Origin of the sequence: Pseudomonas sp. CCI3.1, assembly GCF_034313985.1 — a bacterium.
GTDB classification, from domain to species: domain Bacteria; phylum Pseudomonadota; class Gammaproteobacteria; order Pseudomonadales; family Pseudomonadaceae; genus Aquipseudomonas; species Aquipseudomonas psychrophila.
Genome location: NZ_JAVIWO010000001.1, coordinates 4716098 through 4739673 on the forward strand (window position 1 = coordinate 4716098; position 23576 = coordinate 4739673).

Annotated in this window: 27 protein-coding genes; all 27 read left to right on the forward strand. The window is 58.1% G+C overall.

Translation table 11 applies throughout. The annotated features are described in order from the left end of the window. Positions 1–128: 128 nt before the first annotated feature. The 27 genes from RGV06_RS21710 to RGV06_RS21840 all read left to right on the forward strand — a co-directional run bounded on the left by RGV06_RS21710 (position 129) and on the right by RGV06_RS21840 (position 23570). Positions 129–617: a phage regulatory CII family protein gene (locus tag RGV06_RS21710; RefSeq protein ID WP_322151288.1), complete on the forward strand. Its 489-nt coding sequence runs from the start codon at positions 129–131 to the stop codon at positions 615–617. Beyond that, positions 610–816 (forward strand): TraR/DksA C4-type zinc finger protein, encoded by a 207-nt coding sequence (locus tag RGV06_RS21715; RefSeq protein ID WP_169907977.1) that lies wholly within the window; start codon positions 610–612, stop codon positions 814–816. Before RGV06_RS21710 ends, RGV06_RS21715 begins: the two co-directional genes overlap by 8 nt. After that, positions 813–3509 carry a DUF5906 domain-containing protein gene (locus RGV06_RS21720; RefSeq protein WP_322151291.1) on the forward strand — a complete coding sequence of 899 codons (2697 nt, stop codon included), beginning with the start codon at positions 813–815 and terminating at the stop codon, positions 3507–3509. Before RGV06_RS21715 ends, RGV06_RS21720 begins: the two co-directional genes overlap by 4 nt. A 328-nt stretch (positions 3510–3837) precedes the next feature. Next, a complete protein-coding gene (locus tag RGV06_RS21725; RefSeq protein WP_322151293.1) occupies positions 3838–4326 on the forward strand; it encodes a hypothetical protein in 489 nt (162 codons plus the stop codon). Positions 4327–4591: 265 nt separating this feature from the next. Then, the gene (locus RGV06_RS21730) at positions 4592–4936 is read left to right on the forward strand and encodes a phage holin family protein (RefSeq protein WP_073514853.1); all 345 of its coding nucleotides are present in this window, start codon (positions 4592–4594) and stop codon (positions 4934–4936) included. A 36-nt stretch (positions 4937–4972) separates the two neighbouring features. After that, complete coding sequence (locus RGV06_RS21735; RefSeq protein ID WP_322151295.1) at positions 4973–5473, forward strand: hypothetical protein; 501 nt, start codon at positions 4973–4975, stop codon at positions 5471–5473. Between the two features lie 215 nt (positions 5474–5688). After that, the gene (locus RGV06_RS21740) at positions 5689–6249 is read left to right on the forward strand and encodes a hypothetical protein (RefSeq protein WP_322151297.1); all 561 of its coding nucleotides are present in this window, start codon (positions 5689–5691) and stop codon (positions 6247–6249) included. A gap of 4 nt (positions 6250–6253) precedes the next feature. Then, positions 6254–8275, forward strand: coding sequence for a phage terminase large subunit family protein (locus RGV06_RS21745; protein WP_322151299.1), 2022 nt, complete (start codon positions 6254–6256; stop codon positions 8273–8275). 2 nt (positions 8276–8277) lie between these two features. Continuing rightward, a complete protein-coding gene (locus RGV06_RS21750; RefSeq protein ID WP_016781386.1) occupies positions 8278–8484 on the forward strand; it encodes a phage head-tail joining protein in 207 nt (68 codons plus the stop codon). After that, positions 8484–9968, forward strand: coding sequence for a phage portal protein (locus RGV06_RS21755; RefSeq protein WP_322151302.1), 1485 nt, complete (start codon positions 8484–8486; stop codon positions 9966–9968). The genes RGV06_RS21750 and RGV06_RS21755 overlap by 1 nt, the downstream gene beginning before the upstream one ends. Continuing rightward, entirely contained in the window at positions 9965–11098 is a 1134-nt protein-coding gene (locus tag RGV06_RS21760; RefSeq protein WP_322151303.1) for a head maturation protease, ClpP-related, read from the forward strand. The genes RGV06_RS21755 and RGV06_RS21760 overlap by 4 nt, the downstream gene beginning before the upstream one ends. Continuing rightward, positions 11095–11439 carry a head decoration protein gene (locus RGV06_RS21765; protein WP_322151305.1) on the forward strand — a complete coding sequence of 115 codons (345 nt, stop codon included), beginning with the start codon at positions 11095–11097 and terminating at the stop codon, positions 11437–11439. Before RGV06_RS21760 ends, RGV06_RS21765 begins: the two co-directional genes overlap by 4 nt. Positions 11440–11502: 63 nt before the next feature. Next, entirely contained in the window at positions 11503–12498 is a 996-nt protein-coding gene (locus RGV06_RS21770; RefSeq protein ID WP_322151307.1) for a major capsid protein, read from the forward strand. Positions 12499–12500: 2 nt separating this feature from the next. After that, a complete protein-coding gene (locus RGV06_RS21775) occupies positions 12501–12821 on the forward strand; it encodes a hypothetical protein (RefSeq protein WP_322151309.1) in 321 nt (106 codons plus the stop codon). After that, on the forward strand, positions 12818–13483 hold the full coding sequence (locus tag RGV06_RS21780; protein WP_322151311.1) for a hypothetical protein: 666 nt from the start codon (positions 12818–12820) through the stop codon (positions 13481–13483). Before RGV06_RS21775 ends, RGV06_RS21780 begins: the two co-directional genes overlap by 4 nt. Then, entirely contained in the window at positions 13476–13985 is a 510-nt protein-coding gene (locus RGV06_RS21785) for a hypothetical protein (RefSeq protein ID WP_322151313.1), read from the forward strand. Before RGV06_RS21780 ends, RGV06_RS21785 begins: the two co-directional genes overlap by 8 nt. After that, complete coding sequence (locus RGV06_RS21790; protein WP_322151315.1) at positions 13982–14545, forward strand: phage baseplate assembly protein V; 564 nt, start codon at positions 13982–13984, stop codon at positions 14543–14545. The genes RGV06_RS21785 and RGV06_RS21790 overlap by 4 nt, the downstream gene beginning before the upstream one ends. A 56-nt stretch (positions 14546–14601) precedes the next feature. Continuing rightward, a complete protein-coding gene (locus tag RGV06_RS21795; RefSeq protein WP_322151316.1) occupies positions 14602–14835 on the forward strand; it encodes a hypothetical protein in 234 nt (77 codons plus the stop codon). Between the two features lie 6 nt (positions 14836–14841). Next, positions 14842–15168 carry a GPW/gp25 family protein gene (locus RGV06_RS21800; RefSeq protein ID WP_322151317.1) on the forward strand — a complete coding sequence of 109 codons (327 nt, stop codon included), beginning with the start codon at positions 14842–14844 and terminating at the stop codon, positions 15166–15168. Continuing rightward, positions 15165–16052 carry a baseplate assembly protein gene (locus RGV06_RS21805; protein WP_322151318.1) on the forward strand — a complete coding sequence of 296 codons (888 nt, stop codon included), beginning with the start codon at positions 15165–15167 and terminating at the stop codon, positions 16050–16052. The genes RGV06_RS21800 and RGV06_RS21805 overlap by 4 nt, the downstream gene beginning before the upstream one ends. Further along, positions 16049–16651 (forward strand): phage tail protein I, encoded by a 603-nt coding sequence (locus RGV06_RS21810; protein ID WP_322151319.1) that lies wholly within the window; start codon positions 16049–16051, stop codon positions 16649–16651. Before RGV06_RS21805 ends, RGV06_RS21810 begins: the two co-directional genes overlap by 4 nt. Next, positions 16648–18180 (forward strand): phage tail protein, encoded by a 1533-nt coding sequence (locus tag RGV06_RS21815; protein ID WP_322151321.1) that lies wholly within the window; start codon positions 16648–16650, stop codon positions 18178–18180. Before RGV06_RS21810 ends, RGV06_RS21815 begins: the two co-directional genes overlap by 4 nt. 1 nt (position 18181) lies before the next feature. Further along, on the forward strand, positions 18182–18625 hold the full coding sequence (locus RGV06_RS21820; protein WP_322151323.1) for a phage tail assembly chaperone: 444 nt from the start codon (positions 18182–18184) through the stop codon (positions 18623–18625). Between the two features lie 90 nt (positions 18626–18715). Next, positions 18716–19888, forward strand: a complete 1173-nt coding sequence (locus tag RGV06_RS21825; protein ID WP_322151325.1) for a phage tail sheath family protein — start codon at positions 18716–18718, stop codon at positions 19886–19888. Positions 19889–19900: 12 nt separating this feature from the next. After that, positions 19901–20404 (forward strand): phage major tail tube protein, encoded by a 504-nt coding sequence (locus tag RGV06_RS21830; protein ID WP_322151326.1) that lies wholly within the window; start codon positions 19901–19903, stop codon positions 20402–20404. Positions 20405–20416: 12 nt separating this feature from the next. Further along, positions 20417–20725, forward strand: coding sequence for a phage tail assembly protein (locus RGV06_RS21835; RefSeq protein WP_322151328.1), 309 nt, complete (start codon positions 20417–20419; stop codon positions 20723–20725). A 139-nt stretch (positions 20726–20864) separates the two neighbouring features. Next, positions 20865–23570, forward strand: a complete 2706-nt coding sequence (locus RGV06_RS21840; protein WP_322151329.1) for a phage tail tape measure protein — start codon at positions 20865–20867, stop codon at positions 23568–23570. The last annotated feature ends 6 nt before the right edge of the window (positions 23571–23576 follow it).

Genomic DNA, 23576 nt, shown 5'->3' on the forward strand with positions numbered 1-23576 from the left:
ACCGGAGCCTCTCACCAAAGATCCTCCGGTCCAGCGACGACGATACACAGCACATGTACATCGGTCGTGGTCGTAGGATAGGGCGCGCCTTGTCTTATGGCTACACCGTAAAAGGGGTTTTTACGGTTATGAGTCGCATCGATCTATTACCGGACGCTGGTCCGGTGCTTTCATTGCGTCATGCGCTCTATCGCGCAGGACGTTCCTACAAGGGTGGTGTCACCGCACTTGCATTCGCAATGGTGATCGACAACGACTCCCTGCAGAAGAAACTCAAACTCGACGAAGAACGCCGCTGGCTTACGCCGGATGAGCTGGAGGAGGTGATTCGCCTCACGGCTGATCCGCGTTTGCTCGATGCCTTAGTGCGTCCAGCCGGGGCTGTTTGGTACAAGCCAACGCCAGTGCCTGCCACAAAAGAAGCGTTGAAAGCGGTAGGCAAGTTGCTTCATGAATCTGGCGAGTTTGTGTCTTGCATGCACGACGGTGTGGCCGACGCAGTTTGGGAGTTGCACGAAGTCGCCATTCTTGAGAAGCGTGGCATGGACGTTATCCGCGAGGTACTGGGCATCATGGCCGGCGCACGCCAGGCAATGGAGGACCGCGATAATGGCTGACATTGTTGATCTGGCTAATGACTATGCGGATGAGTTTTTACAGCGCGCTTTGGAGCAACGTCAGCGTGCTTCAGCATCCGCGGTCAGTGCATCAATCTGTGTTGATTGCGATGAACCGATACCAGCTCTCCGCCAGGAGAAGGTCAAAGGCTGCCAAACCTGCGTCAGTTGCCAAGAGTTGCGGGAGCGCCGCAGATGACCGATCGTTTTCACGCTGTGCCTATGGCGACATGGGCACGACGCTACATCGACACCTTCAAACTGGCACTTGTTGCCATCGAGCCGGGGGAGAAAGCTCCCAAAGAGTTGGGCTGGAATAAGCCCGGTGGTTACATCACTGATGCACAGGCTGCCGAAGCCTTCTGGTCTGCGAATCCAACGCACAACCTTGGCGTGGTCTTAGGGCCGAGCCGTGTTTGCTCGTTAGACGTTGATGATGTTCAGTGGACGCGCCACGTCTTGTACGAGCTGCTCGGCCTGGACTTGGACGCAATGGCGCTGGTGTACCCGACAGTAGTGGGTAACCCGGCACGTTTTCGTATCCTGTTCCAGTTGCCGGATGGAATAGACCTCACGCGTCATTCGCTTGCATGGCCCAACGAAAACGACCCTGATGGGTCGATTTTTAAAGGTCTGATCGAGAAAGCCAAAGCGGCAAAAGAAGCAGGCGATTTGGACGGTGAAGCGGCTGCACGTACCGAGGCAGAGCCCTACAAGCGGTTCACAGTTTTCGAGTTGCGCGCAGGCTTGGTGCAAGACGTATTGCCACCTTCAATTCATCCCGGTACCGGTAAACCGTATACCTGGCGCACACCACCCTCCGCTGATGGCCTGCCGGTGTTGACCACTGACCTGCTGGCCATTTGGCAAAACTGGGACATTTTCAAACGTGATGCCGAGGCTGCTTGCCCTTGGGCGCTGAAGGCTGAAAAGGTCAAACCAAAGTCGAGCAAGTCGCCTACCCAGGTAACTGGCAATCGGCCTTCGGTGATTGATGAGTTCAACCGCAGCCATGACGTTGAAGAATTACTGCGGACCCACGGCTACCTCAAACGCGGTAATAAATGGCTTTATCCGCAAAGCAGTACGGGCTTGCCGGGTATCACCATCACCGATGACAAGCTGTATTCGCACCACGGCGCTGACCCGTTGGCCAATGGTCACCAGAACGATGCGTTTGAGGTGTTCTGCCTGCTTGAGCACGGCGGCGATCAGTCCAAGGCGGTTAAAGATGCTGCACGCATGTTGGGTATGCAGCATTCGTCGCGGTCTGATCAGCGTGATCTTCCCCCTACCCCATCCGGAGATATGAGCGAGCAGGGCTCCGCTAATGTCGCTGTCAGCGATGCCGCTCCGACTCCTACTGGGGGCGCGGGGGAGGTGCTGACGCTCGATCACGCTCTTCGGCGATTTGCATTGGTAGAGGGAACCACGAATGTGTGGGACTTCGATCAGTCGAGGGTTATGAAGAGGTCGGCATTTGAGGCTCGAGTCGGTAAGCCTTTGGCGAAGCAGTGGCTGGAGGACACCGAGCGTCGAAAGCTGATATCCGATGAGCATGTGCGTGATATCGAGCAGTCTCGACGTATGGCTGGCAAAAAAGGCGGTGCATTCGGTATGCCGCCGACCGAGCGATACGTTTACATCGATGGTACGAAGGATGTTTGGGATCGAGAGAAAAAGCGGCGAATAGCAGAGGGCGCTGTGAAGATGGCCCTCGGAGATACATACCCCTTGTGGTTGAACAGCAGCGAGCGTCGGGTGGTGGATGTTGACCATATCGTCTTTGACCCAACAATGACCAAAGACCCGCAGGTCTACATCAATACCTTCGATGGATTGCCGCTAGAACCGATCTCTGATGAGGCCGCGTGCGAAAACCTGCGCTGGCTGATTTCTTTTCTCTGCAACCATGATCAGGATGCAGCTCAGTGGTTGACGCGATGGATGGCATATCCGCTCCAACACCTCGGCGCGAAGATGGACACGGCTGTTTTGATGCACTCGATCATGGAGGGCTCGGGTAAGAGTCTGCTGTTCGCCGATGCGATGGGCATGCTTTACGGTCAGTACGCTGCCACCGTAGGACAGACGCAGCTTGAAAGTACCTTCAACGCCTGGCAAAGCCGTAAGCTTTGGTCGGTGTTTGAAGAGGTCGTCAGCCGGGATCAGCGCTACAACCAAGTGGGCAAGATCAAGCACCTGATCACCGGCAAAACGGTGCGTATGGAATCGAAGTTCATCAATGGTTGGGAAGAAGCCAACCATATGAATGCGGTTTTCCTGAGCAACGAGATCCTGCCATGGCCCATCAGCGAAAGTGATCGTCGAATGCTGGTGATGTGGCCCGAGCATACCCTGCCAGAAGACCGGCAGAAGGCTATTGGCAAGGAGCTTAAAAACGGCGGGGTGGCTGCTCTGTATGGATGGTTGTTATCGATTGAGCTCGGCGATTTCGACCAGCGTACCCGGCCACCGAGTACAGCGGCACGTGAGCGTTTGGTGGCGTTGAGTCGTGCCGGGTGGCAAACATTCCTCAGTCTTTGGAAATATAACGAGCTGGGACGAGATCTGTGGGGCGCGTGCCTTTCTACAGATCTTTATTCACTTTTCCTTGAGTGGTGTCACCGCAATAAAGAACACGTGATGAGTCAGACGAAGTTCTCGCTGTTCGTCGGTTCGGAAGTGGACAAGACCCGATCTATCCCCTGGACAGAGGGCAGTAACAGACGATTTGGTGCGTTTTTCTTTCCAAACGATCCCGGTGCTTCCCAGCCCCCATCACTGAAAGCGGCCGATCTGGGCAAAACGGTCGCCAATTGGCGTGCCCAAGCGAAGTTGGCCGGCTGGAGCGTGGACAGCTGGGAACATGTCAAGGCGGCTGCAGCATGACTGTACCCAAAAGTGTGTTGGGTGTGTCGGGTGTGTGTGGGGTTGGTTTTGGGTACTCCACACAGTTTCAGACCTTTAATCATGCGGCTTTCCGACTGCTGTGTTGGGTGTGTTGGGTTTGTCGTAGCGCACGCGCATACGTGACGTTAATTGCACTGAAACGAAGACCTATATTTTTTTCTTATGCGAGGACCTATAAACCCAACAAACCCAACACACTCAACTCAAAGCTAATAAAGATATTGATTTTAAAGGATTTTATTTGTGTTGGGCCTGTGTTGGGTTTGGTGATTTTTGTGTTGGGTTCGTTCTTTTGGGGGGAAGGGCAATGATCGAAGAAATTGAAGCGTTGATGCAGCATTGGGCCAGCCAGCACTGCCGCGTTGGTGACGGTGTTGGGCTGGGCAGCCCGATGGCGACAATCATGCAGTGGGGTGGCAGTGCGCCACGTGGTACGCCAGGCTCGCGTGATCTGTTGTTGGCGTCGGGTAGTGGTATGGATCACGTTGCAACTGAAGTAGCGGCGGCACTTGCACAGCTTGAGCGGCAGTCTGAGAAAGGGGCTCAGCTCGCGACCTTGGCTCGCAATCGCTATCTGCCACAGCCTGCATACTCGGTTCGCTCTCAGCTGCAACTGCTCGGACTTCGAGAGGATGCGGATCGGACGTATCGGAATTGGGTTCATCGTCTGCATCAGCAGGTTCAGTTGATTCTCACAGTTCGCAGTGCCACAACTCGTGGCCTTGGCCAGCGCACTGGTTCACACGAAACCAGCCTGACCAGAGCAAGAATGAGCAGGCGCGCCCGTAGCCACTAACTACCGTTCGTCTGGGCACTTTGTCGTATTGTGGTTGGATTGTGGTCGTTTCATGGTCGTTTGTAGACCTACCGAAAATAGCCTCTTTTCGGTTTTTCCGGAGAGGGGTAAAACGTTCCCACGATATGAATTCTGCGCCTAAGCGCTCCCCGAGCACGTGCTGTGCACCTCGCCCTGGCATACACCAGCGCACTGAAAACCCTGCCCACCCCGGCGGGGTTTTCTTTTTTCAGCACCCCGCGCCGCTCTTTGATTGAGGTCATACATGACAACAGAGCAACAAGCGTTAGCTGATATGCCGATCTGGCTAGTGATCGCACTGTCCTTGATCGGCGGCGTATCGGGCGAGATGTGGCGAGCGGACAAAGATGGTGCTCGGGGTTGGTCCTTGGTCCGGCGGTTGGCCTTGCGGTCAGGTGCCTGCATCGGGTGCGGGCTGTCCACGATGATGCTGCTGCATGCCAATGGTGTGTCGATCTGGGCGTCATCGGCGGTGGGATGCCTCACGGCGATGGCCGGGGCGGACGTCGCCATTGGTCTTTACGAACGCTGGGCCGCTCGACGCCTAGGTGTTTGCGATGTGCCTTCTCAATCGGATCGCTCTGAATAATTCCTTCACATCCACTTGTTGAACAGGACTCCAGACATGAATGAATCCAGGCAGCAGCAGATGCTTGCAGGGCAATCCTCGATTGCTCAAAAAGTCTTTGGCCATGTCCCCATTCAAGCGCGCTGGAGCGCTCGCGATATCCACGGCGCAGTGATGGCAGCCAATGCCAGTGGCGCATCGGCCTATGCCGTTCGCCGGGCACTCGGTGAGCTCAAAGATGCTGGGCTTATCAGAGAGCCCATAGGCGGTAAATTTCAGCGCGATGTAGCCACCCGCAAATCCAAGAAGGAGACAGTCATGCCTCAGGCAGCCAAGCAGACCGTTGTATCGATCAAGAAACCTGAGGGTGCACTAGATGTTCTGGCGGCCCTGTCGGGTGAGGTGGTGTGTCTGTCTGATGAGTTCAGCAAGCGTTTGAAGGCGTTGGCTAGCCGCATCGAAGAGGTTGCCCTGTCGGTTGAGTCTGAGCGTGAGAGCAATGCTGAAGCAATCACCAAGGCCAAGCGCTTGCAAGAGGCGCTGCGGGAGTTTGCGTAAACATCAGCAGCCAAGCTCTCAGGCCCTGTGAAATTCCTCCCCGTTCTGGCCAATCAGAATAATTCTTGTCTCTCAAATCCTGCCGGGGACCCTGGGCATTTTCCACGGGTACGGGGCAGGAAACCCGCGGGAAATCGTTAGTGGCTGGGTTTCAAAGTTAGTTGACCACAGTTGACTGGTTGACCAGTTGACTCGGTATTGAAAGAGGCGACCACATGGCGTTTTTGACACGTAAGGAATACGGCGAACTGAAGGGTTGGTCCAAACAACACATCAGTAAGCTGATTCAAAATGATCGTCTGGTTTTGAATGAAGCAGGCCTTGTGGATGTTGACGCCAGTGAGCAATTTCTGGCGATGACTCGTGACCCCAGCAAGGTTGGTGTGAGCGCTCGTCATGCTCAGGACAAGCAGGCCAGTGCTCCAGCTTTTGCGCAGGTCCATCCTCCAGCTAACGCCTCGCTTCCATCGATTCCTGACTACCAGCGTTCCCGGGCACGTCGTGAACACGCTCAGGCGGAACAGATTGAAGCCCAGGTCCGAAAAGAAAACGGCTCTCTGGTAGAGGCGAGCGTCGTTGATAAGGCTGCTTTTGAAGCTGGCCGCATGCTGCGGGATCTTCTTCTCGGACTGCCACCGCAGATTGCCTCTGAATTGGTTGCGATGACCGATCCCTGGGACATTGAAAAACATCTGACGGCCTCCATTCGCCGAACGCTTGAAGACGCTGAGCGCATGTCCCTCAGTGATCTATCCCGAGCCCTAACTAAGAGCTGACCTTATGCACTTTCCCTACGCTGACGGAACTGAGGTTTACCGTTTGGCGTATTACCGTGGCTTGCGTCCAGACCCGGATCTCTGGGTTGATGAATGGGCCGACGAGTACATGCGCATTCCTCGCAGTGTCGGTGCGGCTGAGCCAGGCCAATATCGAACCGCTCGCACCCCATATGCCCGGGAGCCAATGCGCTGTTTGTCACCGGCTCACCCCTGCAAACGGGTGGTCACGATGGTGGCTTCGCAGTTGATGAAAACGCAGATTGCCCTGAACTGGATTGGCGCCCTGATCCACATGTCGCCGTCGAATATTCTGACGCTGCTCCCAACACTCAAACTCGCGTCACGGGTTTCATCCCGGATAAGCAAAACCATCGATGCTACCCCCGTGCTGCGCGAAAGAGTGGCTGCGCCGAGGTCACGCGATGCCAAGAATACTCAGGACACCAAGGAATTTGAGGGCGGCACTCTGTATGCAGTGACTGCAGGCTCCGCCGCCAACCTTGCGGAGCTGGCCGCCCGGTTTATTTATGGAGATGAGATTGACCGTTGGGAGGTCGACGTAGGCAACGAAGGTGATCCGGTAAAACTGGCCGAAATTCGGGGCAGTACGTTTGGCAGGAAGGCCAAGTTCTACTTCTCAAGCTCGCCCACGCTGAAAGGTGCTTCACGCATTGCCGATCTATTTGCAATCAGCGACCAGCGTTACTACTACGTCCCATGCCCTCATTGCCGGCACATGCAGATTCTTGAATGGGAGAACCTCAAATACACGGAGGATTACAGCCGTATTGAGTACCTCTGCAGCGGCCCTGATTGCGGTGCACTGATTGAAGAGCACCACAAAGGTGAAATGCTGGCCCAGGGCGAGTGGCGTTCTCACGCTGAAGGGGATGGTGAAACTGTAGGCTTTCACCTCAATGCCCTGTATGCGCCCTTGGGTTGGACCAGTTGGTTGTCGATGGCCAAGGACTACGACGAGGCCATCGTGAAACAGGCCAGTGGTGATCTGGAGGCTATGCAGGTGTTCTTCAACACACGGTTAGCCAAGGTCTGGGACAGTACTCAGGAGCAGACCAAGGCGAGCGTTCTCCAGGCCCGTGCCTTGCAGGAAGACTATGTACTTGGCTCTGTACCGAAAGGTGCTTTGATGCTCACAGCTTCGGTCGATGTGCAGGCCAACCGGCTTGAACTCATGGTGATGGGCTGGGGCGTGGGGTTAGAGCGCTGGATCATCGATCACCAAGTCATCATGGGTGATCCCTCAGATGATCGCACCTGGTCCGCGCTGGATGAAAAACTGAAGTCGCGTTATTGGCATCCCTGCGGCGTGGGCTTGTCGATTTTGGCGACGGCGATCGACACCGGGGGACATCACACAAATGAGGTGTACCAGTTCTGCCGTCTGCGTCGGTGGCGCAATGTGTTTGCAATCAAAGGTGCGAGCAAGCCTGGTAAACCACCCATTGCTCAGCGGCCTTCAATGGTCGATGTGACATGGCGTGGCCAAACCGAACGAAACGGGGCCGAGCTTTGGATCGTCGGTACCGACACTGCAAAGGACTGGATTTACAACCGCTACCCGTTTGAAAACGGTCCTGGTGCATTGCACTTTGCGAAAGATTTGCCCGATGACTTTTTTGCGCAGTGCGTGGCTGAACGCCGAATGACGCGTTACGTGAAAGGCAAGCCGGTCACCGAGTGGATCAAGGGCAAGTCCGAGCGTAACGAAGCGTTGGACTTGATGGTTTATTGCCTGGCAATGGCCCATTACCTAGGACTGGATCGCTACAAAGAGCGTGACTGGGACCGAGTTGCCCAGGCACTGGCTCAGGCTGAGTTGTTTGCCGAAAAAGCACCGACTGCTTCCTCGGAAGTTTCGCGGCCAGTCATTGTTTCTGAGCCAGCAATGGAATCACCAGATCCTGAACCTGATCCTGTACCAACCCCGGCAGCTCCACCGCAGCCGGTCGCACGCCTCCCTCAACGTCGCAGCTCCAGCAGCGGCTATCTCAAGAGACGCTGATTATGTCCTTTACCCAGAAGCACCTCGATGCGGTTGAGGCGGCCATCGCTCGCGGCGAAAAAACTGTGCGCTACGCCGATCGCACCGTGGAGTACCGCACGGTGGATGAGCTACTCAAGGCCCGCGACCAGATCCGCACGTCGCTGGTCGCATCGGCCGGGCCACGCTCAAAAGTGGTGAGGCTTTACCACGGAGGCAAGGGACTCTAATGGCGCGCCAATATCCAACCCTGACCCGCAACGGCTTCTTGTTGCCGGAACGGATCAAAGCCAGTTACGAAGGAGCCGGAGAGGGCAGGCGCTCGGCCAGTTGGGACGCCCCCGATGTCGGTATCAACAGCATCAACACCCCGGCCTTGCGCAACCTGCGGGCCCGTTCGCGGGCGGCAGTGCGCAACGATCCGTATGCGTTCAACGTCATCGACAAACGCGTCAGCAACCTGATCGGCACCGGCATCACCCCTCGACCCAAGATCGATGACGATGTCCTGCGCAAAGTGCAGCAGGAACTATGGGAGGACTGGGTCGATGAGTCGGACGCCGATGGCCTGACTGACTTTTACGGACAACAAGCATTGATTGCTCGTACCGTGGAAACCGCTGGTGAGTGTTTTGTGCGCATACGACCACGCAGCCTGGACGAAAATCTGGCGGTACCGCTGCAGCTCCAGGTACTGGCCCCCGAGTTTGTGCCGCACGACAAGTTTGAACCGGCCAAAAACGGCAACAGCATCCGTGCTGGCATCGAGTTCAACCCGGCTCACCAGCGGGTTGCTTACTGGATGTACCGTGTTCACCCTAGCGATGCCTCTTCGCTGAACGCCGGTTACAACCAGTTGGTACGGATACCAGCGGCGCAGGTGCTGCATATCTTTGAGCCCGTCGAACCTGGCCAGTTGCGCGGTGTGCCGCGTTTGGCGCCGGTGCTCAAACGCTTGCGCAGCCTGGACAACTACGACGATGCGGTGCTGTTTCGTCAGGAGGTGGCCAACCTGTTTGCCGGGTTTATTAGCAGGCCGCCTCCGGAGGGCATGCAGCTTGCGCTGGATCCGCTGACAGGCCAGCCCTTCAACGAAGACCGCGACGGCTTCACGCCGATGGTCGCGCTGGAACCCGGGACCATGCAGGAACTGGGACCGGGCGAAGAGGTGGAGTTTTCCAAACCACCGGACGCGGGCAACAACTACCCGGACTTTATGCGTCAGCAATTGATGGCCGCTGCGGCCGGTACCGGCACGCCTTACGAAATCCTTACCGGCGATATGCGCGAGGTCAACGACCGGGCGCTACGGGTGGTGCTCAACGAATTCCGCCGTCGCTTGGAACAACTGCAATTCGGCGTCTACGTCCACCAGCTCTGCCGGCCAGTGCGCGCAGCCTGGATGGACATGGCGGTGCTGGCCGGTCGCCTGACACTGGCCGACTACGCGCAACGGCGCCGCGAATACCTGCGCACCCGCTGGGTACCGCAAGGCTGGGCCTATATCCAACCGGTGCAGGACATTCAGGCGCGAATGATGGAGGTCAACGCGGGCTTCAACTCCCGTAGCGAAATGGCCCTGCGTTCAGGCTACGACGCTGAAACGGTCGACGCTGAAAACGCGGCCGATCAGGCCCGTGCCCGTGGCTTGGGCCTCAACTACAAAACACTCGTCGACCTGCCAACAGAGCCGGTCGATAAGGAGACACCATGATCAAGCAGTACCCGCTACGGATTTTCAACAAGGCCGGTGACCCTCCGGCGCCGCAGAGCAAACATTGGTACAGCCTGAAGGCCAGCGGTGAGGCCGAGACCCGCAGCATTGAGGTCTATGTCTACGGCGAGATCGGCACCTGGGGCATCACTGCCAACCAGTTTGTGCGCGACCTTGCTGCGATTGATGACGGTGTATCGCCCATTGTTGTGGCATTCAACAGCATCGGCGGTGACCTGTTTGACGGCCTGGCCATTCACAACGCACTGTCGCGCCTGGGCGAGCGTTGCACCGGCCGAGTTGATGCTTTGGCAGCTAGCGCCGCAAGTGTCGCGGTGTGTGGTGCTCACAAAGTGGTGATCGCGAGCAATGCCATATTGATGATCCATAACCCGTATACCTACGCGTCAGGCGATGCCGAGGATCTGCGTAAGGTTGCCGCCGCATTGGACCAAGCGACGGAAGTGATCATTGCCGCCTACAAATCTAAGGCGCCGAACATTGACGAGGTGGAGCTTCGGCGCCTGGTAAATGCCGAAACCTGGCTTACGGCGAGTGAAGCCGTTGCTTTGGGTTTGGCCGACGAAGTGGGCGAGGGCGTTACCGTCAAAGCCTGCTTGGGCCAAGGTAGTGCGCTGCATCGCTACCAGCACGCACCACAGGCATTGATGGCCCAGTTGGAGGAACCGCTTGAACCTGAGCCGAGCCCGAAGCCGGTCAAACCAGAGCCCGAAAAACCACCCGTTGTGGACTCGGCGAAGCTGGCCTTGCTGATTACCCAAAGCTGCAACACCGCCGGGATCAGCAATCTGATCGAATCGCTGATCAGCACTACCAAGCTGGCCGACGAGGCCACGGTCAACGCCGCGCTCACCAACGCCAAGGCAGTTCGCGACCTGTGTGTTGCGGCCCGTTTGCCGGAGTTCACCCAGCAGTTTGTCTCCGCCGGGCTCAGTGCCGAAGCGGTGCGCGGCCGGCTGTTCGACAAGCTGGTCAGCGGCGGCGGTTTTGAAATCGACAACAGCCTGCCTATCAACGATGACCCGGCGCCGAAAACCCAGGCCAAACAGCCTGACACCAATGCGATCTACGCGGCCCGTCGCGCCGCCCAAACAGGGGTAAAAGCATGACCATTAAAAAAGAGCCGATGCACGCGGGCGAGTTCCTGCTGTCCGAAGGCGCCGGGAATATCTCCCGCGAAGCGATCAACGTCGCTGCTGGCCCTGCGCTGAATGCGGGTCAGGTCCTCGGGCTGGTGACGGCCTCGGGTGAGTTCGCAGCCTATGAGCCCACTGCCGAAGACGGCAGCGAAAAGGCCGTGGCCATTCTGTATGGCCCGTTGGGGGAGTCTGACATTGTCCGTCGTGGTCGCGCGGTGGTGCGGCTGGCTGAGGTAAGTGAAGTGCATTTGACCGGGCTTGATCCGGAGGGCGAGAAGTCGCTGGCCGAACACTTTGTGATCGTGCGCTAAGCCGACCACACCTTTATCGCACCCCGCCATCGAGCGGGGTTTTTACATTCTGGAGAGTCCCCAATGGCCGACATCGCCATCTTTGACGACGAAGCGTTTTCTGTTTCCTCGCTGACCGCCGCCATCAACGAACAGCAATACCTGCCCGGGCGCCTGAGCAGCCTCGGCCTGTTTCAGGAAGAGGGCATCACTACTCTGACCGTACAGATCGAAAAAGACGGCGACACCCTGGCACTAGTGCCCGCCGGTGAGCGCGGTACTTCTGGTCTGGTGGTTGCTGCCAGCAAGCGCAACCTGATCCCGTTCAACACTGTCCACTTGCCTGAGCGCTTCACCATCAAGGCCGATGAGATCCAGGGTATTCGCGCTTTCGGTACCCGCAGCGAATTGCAGGCCGTGCAGGATGTAGTCAATGCGCGCTTACTCAAGGCCCGCCGTCAGTTGGACGTCACCCACGAATATCAGCGTATGGGGGCGCTGAATGGCAAAGTTCTGGATGCTGACGGTCGCACCGTATTGCTGGATATTTTTGATCGTTTCGGGGTGACGCAACAGACGCTGTCAATGGAGTTTTCTGCTGGCAAAGACAAGTTGCGTGTTCGCTGCATGAGGGCGCTGGATCTGCAAGAAGAGGCTTTGGGAAGCACGACAACGAGCGGATCCCGAGCGTTTTGTGGCAAAACTTTCTGGGAAGCTCTTGTTACCCATCCGGATGTCGTAGACACCTACAAAAACACCCAGCAGGCGGTCGTGTTGCGCGCGGATGCACGAGAAACCTTTGAATTCGGCGGCATCACCTGGGAGCGCTACCGGGGTCGTATCGCGGGCCAGCCTTTTGTCCACGACGACAAAGCCCTTCTGGTCCCCGAAGGGGTGCCAGACCTCTATATCTCGGCCTTCGCCCCGGCGGACTACATGGAAACCGTCAACACCCAAGGCATTCCGTACTACAGCAAGATCGAACCCATGCCGTTCAACAAGGGCATGGCCGGTGAGGCCCAGTCCAACCCGTTGCATATCTGCACCCGTCCACGCGCACAGATCCTGCTGGAGCTCTAGTCATGGGCATTCGTGATCTGGTGGCCGATATCGACAGCGTGATCTTCGACGTGCTGGGCGATACCGCGCGCATCGAAGGTCGCGCCGAACTGGTGCTGGGGATGTTCTCTGCACCGTGGAAACAGCCGCAGATGGGTCGCCTCAATACCGGCCTTCGGGAACCGCACTTTGTAGTGCGGGTCGCGGACTCCGATGGCCTGACCAAAGGGCTGCTGGTCACCATCGACCTGCCTGAACTGGACGGTGGTGGCGAGTACGACCTGCTGCAGCTGGAGCCCAGCGGCGACGGTTTGGTGTCTCTGATCTTGAGGAAACGTGCATGAACATTGGCAGTTTCAGTGAGGTAAAAAAGAACAGCGGGATGCTGCACATTCAGCCCTCGACCGAGGATCTGAAAGCGTTTTCGGACCTGGCTATTTTGGTGCCAAAGGCCGCTGCCAATGCTCAGCGTCGTGCGATCAACAAAACCCTGGGCTGGTTGCGCACCCACATTGCGCGTGCGGTGGGGCGGCAGGAAAAGATTGCAGTCAAAGCTGTGCGGCAGCGTCTACGCAGTTACCCGGTTGATGGCGGTGCGATGCGAGGGAAGCTCTGGTTCGGCATCAACCCACTGGAAGCCAGCCGGGCAGGGCGCGCCCGTCAGACTAAGGCGGGTGTGTCGGTGGCCGGCCGACGTTATCAGGGCGCCTTCTACAAGAAGGTGTACGGTAATCAGGCCGACATCTGGATACGCACCGCGAGCAAACACTTTGATAAAACCGATTACCCCGACAGTGAAATCACCTCGCGAAAAGGGCCAAGCTCGGGCTGGATTGCGGAAAATACGGATCGTTATCCGCTGGCCAAAGCCAAAATCTCACTGGATGCGGTACGACCTCATTTTGAGGAGTGGACCCGTAAAGCTGATGCAGAGCTGCTGAAAAAGCTCAAGCAAGAGATGAACTTCGAGCTGCAGAAATACTTGAAGGGGACACGCCGTGTCTGAGCAACCGTTCAGCCTTAACCTGTTGTATCAGGCCATCGAGCAGCAGATTCAGCAGCATTTGCCGGGTGTGCAGACGGTCAGCTTCTGGCCGGACATTCAAAACCACATTCCGCTGCCCGCCGTGTTTCTCGATATTGGTGAGATAGAGCCCGGTCAGGATACAGGCAGTGGCCAAACCACTCTGACTATCACTTTCGAAGCGCGGATGATTGTTGACGTGCTGTGCGCCGATCATTTCCAGCAGGCCGTACAGCTGGCGACGCAACTGGCTGTATTGCTGCGTGGTCAGTACTGGGGCTTGCCTGTGCAGCCCGCTGAATTCAAACGTTCGGCTCAGGACTGGACGCGCCCAGAACTGGACGGCTACACGGTATGGCTGGTCGAATGGACGCAAACCCTCTATCTCGGCGAACAAGCATGGCCGTGGCCCGATGAGCCGCCGGGTACGCTGCTGATCAGCATCAATGGCGAAGACACAATCGCGCCTGAGGATCTGCCATGAGCTACGCCAGTGCCGAACATGACCGCATGATCGCAGCCATGCTGCTGCCGTGCTATGTCGTTGCGGTAGATCTGGCGGCGTCGCCCCCGGTCTGCCGCGTCTCCACTGGCGACTGGACCAGTGCCTGGGTGCGTTGGCACAGCGTGGCGGCGGGTAAGGCCCGACACTGGAGAGCACCGAGCCTTGGTGAGCAGGGCGCGTTGTTGAGCCCAAGCGGTCAGGCCGGGATGGGGACTTTCATCCCAGGGTTGTACGGCGATGCAGGGCCACCGCCAGATAACCGCGACCACGTTGAAGTGTGGCGCTTCGATGATGGCGGCTCGCTGGTCTACGACTGGGAAGCCAAGAGTTACACCATCACCTTGCCCAGCGGCACCGTGACTATTGCGGTTGGGGGCAGTTCGGTGGTCATCACTGACAGCGCCGTCACCGTCACGGCAGCAGCGATTGACCTGATCGGGCCGGTCAGTATTGACGGCACGTTGAGCGTGACAGGCGACATCACCGGGCTAGGCAAAATCATCGACACCGGCGGCAACACCCCGAACCACAAGCACTAATTGATCACCCTCAATCAACCCGCCGCGTGCGGGTTTTTTACTGTCTGGAGAAACCCATGAGCAAGACGCCTGATGACAAAACCGCCGAACCGGTGGTGCCGGTGCTGCAAAAAAACGCCCCGGTACTGAGCCCGGCCCGCACCTTCCGCGACAAGGTCTACACCTCGCGCACTTTGATTCTGCCAGGCGGCGCCACGTTGCCAGTTGTCAAAGGTCGCGTCAGCGCAGTGGACGACGCCCAGTTTCAATACCTCACCACCCACCCGGACTTTGAACCCCTCACGGAGTAACCCGCGATGATCGGAATGGATCGCCACACCGGCGCGGCCCTTTCCGGCGTCGAGCATTTGCGCCAATCCATCGCCGACATTCTCACCACCCCGGTGGGCAGTCGGCGCATGCGTCCGGCCTACGGCTGCCAGTTGCGCCGGTTTGTTGATATGCCCGTCACAGCTGGCTGGAAAAGCGCGTTACAGGCCGAAGTGGCCCACGCGCTGAACCTGTGGGAGCCGCGTTTCAAACTGCAGTCGGTGCGGGTCACGGCGGTACTCAATGGCGTGATCAGCTTCGAACTCAAGGGTGTGTACCTGGACGACAGTGTAGTGATGGAGGTAAGCGCATGAGTACCGTGGATCTGTCGGCCCTGCCGCCACCGGAGGTGCTGGAGGCGTTGGACTTCGAAGACGTCTATCAAGAAGAACTGGCGGTATTTCGCGCCTACATGGGCGGCAACTGGAACGCTGAGCTGGAGAGCGACCCGGTGGTCAAACTGCTGGAGCTGGGGGCGTACCGCCGGTTGCAAACCCGGGCCCGCATTAATGATGCCTCCAAGTCCCTGCTGTTGGCCTACGCCCAGCACACCGACCTCGATCACTTGGCGGGTAACGTGCGGCTCAAGCGGCTGGTGATTCAGGAAGCCGATATCCAAAGCGTGCCACCGGTGCCGCAGGTGTTGGAGCTGGACGACGCGTTACGCGAGCGTATCCAACTGGTGTACGAGGGGCTGACCACGGCCGGGCCGCGCAACAGCTACATCCTGCACGCGCGCAATGCCTCGGCGCTGGTGGCTGACGCTCAGGCCGAAAGCCCGAGCCCGGCCCACGTGGTGGTCACGGTGTTGCACCTGGAGGGCAACGGCGTGGCGGATCAGCCGTTGCTCGACAAGGTACTGGAATACCTTAGCGATGAAGACATACGCCCGGTCGGCGACCGGGTCACCGTGCAAAGCGCCGAGGTGCAGGACTACCGAATCGACGCAGTGCTGCATATGGCCGGTACCGGTTCGGAAAACGAAGCCATTCTGGCCGAAGCTACCCGCCGTCTAGGGGCATGGATCAACCCGCGTCGACGGCTGGGTGTGGAAATCTCGCGTTCAGCCATTGACGCGCAACTGCACATCACGGGCGTCAGCCGCGTGGACTTACCCGGATGGCAGGACATCCCCCGGGCCAAGCACCAGGCCGCCTATTGCACCGGGTTCAACGTGACCCAAGGCGGTACGGGATGAGTTTGCTACCACTCAATAGCACGCAGTTGGAGCGGGCTATCGAACTGGCTATTGAGGAAGTCCCGACGCTCCCGATTCGCACCTTGTACAACGCTAAGACCTGTCCGGCGCACTTGTTGCACCAGTTGGCGTGGTCGTGGTCGGTCGACCGCTGGGACAACCGGTGGAGCGAGCAAACCAAGCGCGCTGCCATTGAATCGGCGTTCTTCATTCACGCGCACAAAGGCACCATCGGCGCCTTGCGACGTGTGGTTGAGCCGTTGGGGTATCTGCTGGAAGTGATCGAGTGGTGGCAGACCATTCCCGAAGGCACACCTGGCACTTTCGCGCTCAATGTTGGCGTGCGTGACAGCGGCATTACAGAAGAAATGTATCAGGAGCTGGTCGCACTGATCGACGACGCCAAGCCGCTGAGTCGCACCTTGACCGAGTTGGTGATCAGTCTCGAAAGCACCGGCAATCTCACAATTTATTCCTACCTGTACGAGGGCGAGGTGATCGACGTGTATCCGCCTGCACGGCAGGACATCGAGGTCACCGGCCATTTCGGTTTGGTAGGCCGGGAACATCAAATCGAAACCCTGGATGTGTACTTATGATTGATCAAAACAGCCAGTTTATGGCGATCCTCACCGCCGTGGGAGAGGCCAAACAAGCCAGTGCGGATGCCTTGGGCGTGCCGTGGACGTTCACCCAAATGGGTGTCGGCGATGCCAATGGCGGCGACCCGCAACCAAGCCGGACACAAATCAAGCTGATCAACGAGTGCCGTCGCGCCCCGCTGAATCAGGTCAAGGTCGACCCGAAAAACCCCAGCGTCATCATCGCCGAACAGGTGATTCCGGAAGATGTCGGCGGTTGGTGGATTCGTGAAATCGGCCTTTACGACGGTGATGGTGATCTGGTTGCCGTGGCCAACTGTGCGCCGAGCTTCAAACCTCTGCTCGCACAAGGCAGCGGAAAGACCCAAGTGGTGCGGATGAATTTCATCGTCACCAGCTCGGCTAATGTCACGCTCAAGATCGACCCGAGCGTAGTGTTGGCCACCCGGCAATATGTGGATCAACAGATCATCGACGTCCTGCCGCCGACTCGCACGGCAGGCACCTTTCGCAAGGTCACCATCGATGAGCGTGGCTTGGTAACCGAGGGCAGTAACCCGGACACCCTTGAAGGTTACGGTATTCCAATTGCGAGCCAGCAAGATGCTGAAAAGGGCGATGAAAATACGTTGCCCATGACAGCCCTGCGGGTAATGCAGGCGATCGGGGGAACGGTCAAAGCGGCGACGGAAAAGTTGGCGGGTCTGATAAAGATTGCAACTGACGCACTGATCGCGGATGGCACAGATAACACCACCGCAATTACTCCCCAGGGTCTCAAAAGAAAGTCTCAAGCGTCGGCGTACGATGTCACGCAAGCTAAATTGCTATCCACGGGTTCGTTCGGGTTGGGCTCTACTTACGCCGATGGCCCGTTAGCGCCAGAGGACATCAGCGGCCCAGAAAATTTGGGCACGGGGCTCTACCGTTACTCCTCCTTGACTAAAGGGGCTCCCCCGTTCGGCTCGCCTTACGGCGCTGTCTATCATGCTGCGATAACGACTGACACGGGCGGCGGGTGTGGCAATCAATTGGCAGTCGGGTATTTAACGAACTCAATAGGGTTTCGGCGATTGAACAAAGGCGTTTGGGGTCCTTGGTGTGAGCTTTACCACACGGCCAATTTAAAGCAGGCGACGGTAGAGGTGCCGGGGATTACTCAACTGGCGAACGCAGCCGATGTTATTGCTGGGTCTTCAACCACTAAAGCGATAACCGCTCCCGCCCTGCGCTTTGGCCTTCAGATACTAAAGAGCCAGACGGGGTATATCAAGTTCCCGACATGGCTCGGCGGGCTCATTATCCAGTGGACTAAAACCCCTGTTTTAAGTACTGCTGCGCCGTATATGTGGATTTACCCCATCGAGTTCCCAAACGAGGTGATTGGCATGAGTGGCATGTTCATCGGCTCGTCTCAGGGGACGCTGGAAGTCGTGGTGCAACCCACAAAGACCAACGCCAGGCTTGCTAACGGCCTGGCTGGGTCGGCCAATGGCCCGGCTTTTGTAATCGCGATGGGGTTTTAATATGAAATGCTACTACATCGTTTTTAATGAAGACGGCGCCTTGCATACCCGTCTTCCAATCAATGCGGATGTACCTGATCCGCTGCCAACAGGCACTGTCTCGGTCGATGGCGACCTATGGCTGCGCACCATCAACGAAGTCGACGGTACTTGGATGCTTTCCAATGATGGAAAGATTACAAAAGAGCCGTTTCCCGAACTCAAACCGGACTTTTCCGAGATCGAGCGCCGTTGGCGCGACGCTGAATTTACGTCGATCAAGTGGTTGCGCGAGCGTCACCGCGACGAACAGGATCTGGCTTTAAACACCACGCTCACACCAGAGCAATTCGCCCAACTGCTGGCCTACATGCAGCAACTGCGCGACTGGCCGCAATCACCTGCCTTTCCGACCCACGAGCAGAGGCCGGTGCCGCCGGGCTGGCTTGCTAGTCAGCGTCTGTAACGCCCCGCACGCCGGGGCGTTTTCGTATCTACCGTTTGACCCACATGAGCCTCGCACTGCGGGGCTTTATCGTTTCTGGAGAATGCCTTTATGAGTACAGCAAGCCGTTTTCACGGCGTCACCGTCGCGCTGGTCGATACCGGTGCACGCACCATTGCGTTGCCGTCCACGTCGATCATCGGTCTGTGTGACACCTTCATCGCTGGCCCGGAAACATCAGCCAAACCCAACGAACTGGTGCTCCTCACCAGCGAGCGCGAAGCCATCGCAGCGTTTGGAGAAAATTCGGCCATCACCCGCGCCGCCAAGGCAATCTTTATCCGATCCAAGGCCGTGATCGTCGCCTGTGGCGTAGACGAATCAGAGCCTATCGAGTATCAGACCTCGCTCATCATCGGCGGGGTGTTGGTCTCGGGGCAGCGTACTGGTCTGCAAGCGTTGCTCGACGGTAAAAGCCGGTTCAACGCCCAGCCACGCTTGCTGATTGCGCCCAAACACTCCGCTACCCAGGCGGTGGCCACCGCGATGGATGCCCTGGCGGGCAAGCTGCGCGCCATTGCCATCGTTGACGGTCCCAACACCACCGACGAAGACGCGCTGGCCTATGCCAAGGAATTTGGCAGCAAACGTGTGTTTATGGTCGACCCGGGCGTGCAGCAGTGGGACACCGTACTCAGTAGAACTGTGGATGCCCCGGCCTCGGCCTTTGCGGCAGGTTTGTTTGCCTGGACCGACACCGAGTACGGCTTCTGGGCCTCGCCGTCCAACAAGGAACTGGTCGGCATCACCGGCACTTCGCGGCCCATCGAGTTTCTGGATGGTGACGAAACCAGCCGCGCCAACCTGCTCAACAACGCCAATATCACCACCATCATCCGCGATGGCGGCTATCGCTTGTGGGGCAACCGCACGTTGTCGGCTGACCCGAAATGGTCATTCGTCACTCGCGTGCGCACGCTCGACATCGTGATGGACGCGATTTTGGCGGGGCACAAATGGGCGGTCGACCGCTCGATCACCAAAACCTACGTCAAGGACGTGACAGACGGCCTAGACGCCTTTATGCGCGACCTCAAAAACCAGGGCGCGGTGATCAACTTCGAAGTGTACGCCGACACCGTGCTGAACACGGCCAGCCAGCTGGAGGAGGGCAAGGTGTACTGGAACATCCGTTTCACCGACGTGCCGCCTGCCGAGAACCCAATTTTCCGCGTGGAGGTCACCAATCAATGGTTGGCCGAAGTGCTGGAAACCGCCGCCTAAGGAGGCCGCTCAATGATTCCTCAAGTGCTTTACGACACCAACCTGTTTATGGGCGGGATCAGTTTTGCCGGTGATGTGCCGTCCGTGACCTTGCCCAAACTGACCGTCAAAACCGACTCGTTCCGCGGGGGCGGCATGGGCGGCGAAATCGAGATGGACATGGGTCTGGAGAAACTGGAAGCCAGCTTCGTCACCACCGGCGTGCGCCGCGAGTCCATGAAGTATTTCGGCCTGGCCGACCAGACCAGTTGCAACCCGGTGTTTCGCGGTGCCTTCAGAGGCCTCGGTGGCAAGGTCACCCCGGTGATCGCCACGATGCGCGGCATGCTCAAAGAGGTCGACATGGGCGACTGGAAGCCCGGCGACAAAGCCGAGAACAAGTTCGCCATGGCGCTCCAATATTACAAGTTGGAGATCGATGGCAGCGTGATGTACGAAATCGACATGGTCAATTGCGTGCGCGTGATTAATGGCGTCGACCAAATGGCAGATGTACGCAGCGCCCTGGGCCTCTAAAGGAATAACCGCATGACCACTAACACTGAAAAGAAAATCCCGACCTGGCTCACCCTGACCGACGAAGGGGTCACCGTGAGCCTGCGTTATCCCGCCGAACTCAACAGCATCAAAACCGACAAGATCACCTTGCGTGCCCCGACCGTACGCGATGTGCGCACGGCGCAGGCCACCTCTGGCAACGATGCAGAACAGCGCGAAATGCAACTGTTTGCCAGCCTGGCCGAGGTCAGCGTCAAGGATCTGGAGTGCCTCAAGCTGTTGGATTACCAGCGTGTTCAAGAAGGCTATTTTCGTCTGGTCAACGAAGACGAATTGTAACCCCTCGACCTTGAAATACCTGGCCAAGCGCTTGGCGGTGGAGCTGAATTTTTCCGCCGCCGAGATCACGGACATGTCGTTCTCGGAAATTGTCTGGTGGCTCACGGATTGAGCCGCAACCATAGGGTAGGGCGAACAGATGGCAAACAAACTCGCCCTCGGGCTGGTGATCGGCGGGGCGGTCAGTTCCACCGTGGGCTCTGCTTTCAAGGACGTTGAAGGCCGGATCAAAAAGCTGGAAGCCACCGGGGCCAAGGCCCGGGTGATGCAACGCCAGATCGGCGACACCATCCGCCTGCGCAACGAATGGAAAAAAGCCCACGACAGCGGCGCCGCCGGTGCGTCCATGCTGTTGACTCGTCTCAATTCCAACCTCGACAGCCTGCGCAAGCAGGGTGTGGAAGTCGGGCGGCTTGACCGGGCTTACCACGCATTGGGCCGAACCGCCCGCAGTGCTGAGCTAAAAGCCAAAGGTCATACCCAGTTCAACGAAGGTCGGGCCGGGATGAAAAGCACCCTTGGCAAAGCCGCGATCGGCATTGCAGCGGTCGCGGTGCCCACCAAAATATCGGCGGACTACCAGGCACAAATCCGGCAAATGGCGATCTGGGCGCACACTGCCGGCACCGACGCTGAAAAGCAGATGGCCGACAAAATTACCCAGGTCGCGACCCAGAAAGGCATGAGCCAGAAGGCGCTGGCCAGTGCGGTCAGTGGCTTGATTGAAAAGGGCATCAGTTGGGAAGAATCGGTGGATTATGCGCCACTGATTGCGGACCTGGTCGACGGCCAGGGCATGGAAGCCGAAACCATTGCCACTCTGTTTAGCGCCTTCAAGGAGGCGGGTGTTGCCAAGGAAGACATGGGTGCCATGCTCGGCCAGGTCGCGGCGGCCGGTGACATTGGTGCGTTTGGACCCAAGGACATGGCCAAGTACATGCCCGCGCTGCTGGGCACCATCAAACGCCTGGGCATGGAAGGCCCGGAGGCGGTGCGCTTTCTCGGGGCCAGTCTGCAGTCGCAGTTTTCACAGACACAAGATGCGGCTGCAGCAGCCACCAACATGGACAACCTGCTCAATGCTGTGATCAGCAGCACCAGTCAGAAGCGTTTTGCGATGGCGGGCTATGACCTGACCGGGTCGATATTGGCGGCAACCAAAAGCGGCAAAGCGGCCAATCCGGTCGAAGCCTTTATCATGCTCAGCGAGAAATTAATCGCCAGGCAGGACCCGGAACAAGCCAAGCGCGTCGAGGCCCTCAAAGCCAAGATTCTAGCCTCAAAAGATGGTAGCGCCGAAGAAGAGCAGGCGATGGTCTCGCTGATTGAGGCCGCCGGTTTGGCCTCAATTGTCAGCGATAAAAGCGCCAGTGCCGGTCTGCTGGCCCAGATCAAATACGGCAAAACGATCAAGCAGAACATGTCCGATATCAAGGACACGGACGGGCAAGCCAAGATCGAAAAAGACGCGGCTGATGCGCGTGCAACCTCTGCTGCTAAGTGGGGCTCCGCAACGGCGAGCATAGAAGCTTCAATGACCAGTATTGGCGATGCCTTGCGCCCGCTGACGGATCTGGCTGCTGACGGCCTGACTAAAATCGGTACCAGCATTTCAGGATTGGCTGGAGAGTTCCCCAAGGTGATCAGCGGCACCACGCTGGCAGTCAGTGCGATAGGGATGGTGGCCACTGCCTTCAGCGCTTTCAAAATGGGCAAGGGTTTAATCAACATCGCCCGTGGCGCCTTGGGTGGTCGCGACAGTAATGCGGTGCAGAAGGTCTTTGTCACCAACGCCGAAGAGGGTGGCGATAGCGCTCCTGACACCAAAGGCTCGAAAGTGCTGGCCCTGGCTGAGATTGGTCTGAAGGCGCTGGGCGGCAAAAAGGACGGGGGCAGCGAAGAGGGCGAGGGCAAGGGCTTTAACCCGGTCGATGTTGGGCTCAAAGTGCTGGACGTGTTCCGCGAAGCCAGCACCGGCGAAGGTGACGGTGAAGACTCGGGGCCGCAAAAGGTGTTTGTGGTCAACGCAGCGGCCATAGGTGGTTATGGGGGAGGGGGCGGTGCAGGCAGACGTGGCGGTCGGCGCAGTCGCACGGGTAATCGCAGCGGCAGGCGTCGAGCCGGAGGCGGACCACGTCCGCCGAACCCCCCACGTCCGCCTGCTCCACCAGTACCGCCCGGTCGAGCAGCACGGGCAATGAGTCTGGTTGGCAAAGCCGGAAAAGTGATTCCTGGATCCGCGTTGTTGGAAGGCGGCATGCGTGTACTCGACACCTTCCAGAATGCCGACACCCAGGAGGCGAAGGCCGAAGGCTACGGTGCAGCAGCAGGCAATATGGCCGGAGCTTTGGCGGGTGCTGCAGCGGGCGCGGCCATCGGTTCCGTAGTACCAGTGCTGGGGACCGCAATCGGCGGGGTAATCGGCGGCATTCTCGGCAGCATGGGCGGTGAGTCCATCGGGGCGAGCCTGGGCAAATCATGGTTCGGTTCAGCGGATCAAAAACCGCCGGTACCGACAGTCAATGGGCAGGCATTTGATCCGTGCTTAACTCGTGGCTTGCCCGGGGCAACCAACATGGGGGATGTCGTGCGTTCGTTTTCGAGCGCTTCACCCACAGGGCCGCTGGCCATGCCGCCGAAAATTGAGCCGGTACTCAAAGTCGAACCGCCAAAGATCGATCAGAAAATCGACATCAATGCACCGCTTCAAATCACCGTGAAAGGCGATGTCAAAGACCCGGCCGCACTGGCGCGGGAACTCCAGCCGCACCTGCAGCGACAGATGGAACAAATCGGGCGGCAGATGTCGAGCCGTAACTTATATGACGCCCCACATGTCGGGTAAGGAGCG